The organism is Streptomyces sp. SID3343, from assembly GCF_009865215.1.
GTDB lineage: Bacteria > Actinomycetota > Actinomycetes > Streptomycetales > Streptomycetaceae > Embleya.
Genome location: NZ_WWJX01000365.1, coordinates 1 through 1,774 on the forward strand (window position 1 = coordinate 1; position 1,774 = coordinate 1,774).

Sequence of the window (1,774 nt, forward strand, 5' to 3'; positions counted from 1 at the left end):
CTACATCCCCACGTGGGAAGGATTTCTCTACCTGGCCACGGTCATCGACTGCCACAGCAAAGCAGTTGTCGGTTGGGCCATGGCCGACCACTTCAAGACCTCCCTGATATCGTCGGCCCTGGACATGGCCGCGAAACGGATACGCATCGAACCGGATGCCGTCTTCCACTCCGATCGAGGCAGCAACTACACCTCCGAAGAGTTCGCGACGGTGCTCGCAGGGCACCGAATGAGGCAATCCGTCGGCCGCACCGGCGTCTGCTGGGACAACGCCATGGCCGAGTCGTTCTTCGGAGCCCTGAAGAACGAATGGCTCCACCGATACGTCTTCACCACACACGCGAAAGCACGCGGCGAAGTCGTCCGATACATCGAAGGATTCTACAACCGCCGACGCCTCCACTCGGGACTCGGCTATCGCACACCCCACGAAGTCCTGCATCCCAAGCGGGAATTGAAACTCGTGGCATAACAAAGACAGCAATTAACCTGTCCGGAAAACGCGGGGCTCCTCAACTGGAGGTGACGCTGCTCGTGCACGAGACGCCGGGTGGCTTGCCTGCCTTAACCCGGGCATACGCGCTCGCGAGCGCGCTGTCGCCACTCGCGGATCGGCATCCGAACTTCGCGCGCTTGATCGGGGGTTGGTACGTGGGCGCGCGGCGAATCCCGCTGGACGGTGGCGCGTCGGCACCCGGGGCCGGGTATTCGGGGGCCGGATACTCAGGAGAGGGGCGCACGGGAACCGGTGGCGGACGGTGGCGGAAGCTACGGGGTGACGTTGGGGGATGATCCCGGCCTGGATGGGCCGTTCCGGATCGGGGCGTCGGCTACCGGGACTTCGTCGGAGTGGTCTGCGCCGTTGCCTTCGGATTCGGTGTTGGATTCGGCATCGGGTCGGTCCTCGGGTCCGTCTTTCGGGCCGACGCCGACGCCGACGCCGACGCCGACGCCGACGCCGACGCCGGCGGGCGGCCAAAGGTTACGGCGAGTCAGGTCTTGGCGTGGCGGCGGCGGACGGGGGCTCCGCGGACCGGGGTCGGGCTGCGTTCGGCTTCCGGACCGGGGTTGGATCGTGGCTCCGAGTGTGGTTCGGGGCGGGGCGTGGGGCGGGTGTCGATCCGGGGCTCGACGCGGGTTCCGGGCGGGGGCTTCGGGTGCGCGGCGGGATCGACGATCTCCTGCATACGCTCCAGGTGGGCGCGGGCGCTCTCCAAGCCGCGATTTCCCGGGCCGGGGACGCGTTGCCGCATCGCCACGACGGTCGGGCCGAGGCGTACCGACTCGCGGGCGTCCGCCACGCGCAGCCAGACCTTGAGGGCGTTGTCGGCGGCGGCGATCGTACTCGGGTGGTGCGGCCCGACGGCGGTCGCGCCACGTTCGGCGACCTGGCAGTAGATCAGAACGGCGTCGGCGATTCGGCCCAGCCCCGCGCCGACGAAGGCCAACATGGCTTGCGCGTCGAGGGTGCCGGGATGGTCGGGGCCGACCAGGTTCTCCATGCGCATGCTGAGCTGGGCGGCCTTCTCCCACGCCTCCATGCCACGACCGGTGTCGGCGGCGTGGCGGATCGCGGCGAGTTCGTTCCAGTATGTGGGCAGTACGTCCACGGGGCGGACCAATGCGCCCGAGGCGGTGGCGCCCTGCGCGAGCGCGCGGCGGGCGGGGGCGGGGTTCACGGCCGCGGTCCTACCGAGTACCGACATCGAGATCGGCGCGCCCGGTCCGATCCGCCGTCGCGCGGCGAGGGCTGCGGGCAGCTGGGTCGGGCCGC

1 protein-coding gene and 1 pseudogene are annotated in these 1,774 nt (G+C 69.3%); one reads left to right on the forward strand and one right to left on the reverse strand.

The features are described from left to right. A partial coding sequence (locus tag GT354_RS12200) for an IS3 family transposase (protein WP_161356313.1) occupies positions 1-472 on the forward strand: 472 nt, incomplete at its 5' end. Between the two features lie 520 nt (positions 473-992). Here the strand turns inward: GT354_RS12200 and GT354_RS12205 are convergent. Next, positions 993-1,774, reverse strand: a pseudogene (locus tag GT354_RS12205) (hypothetical protein); the annotation flags it as partial.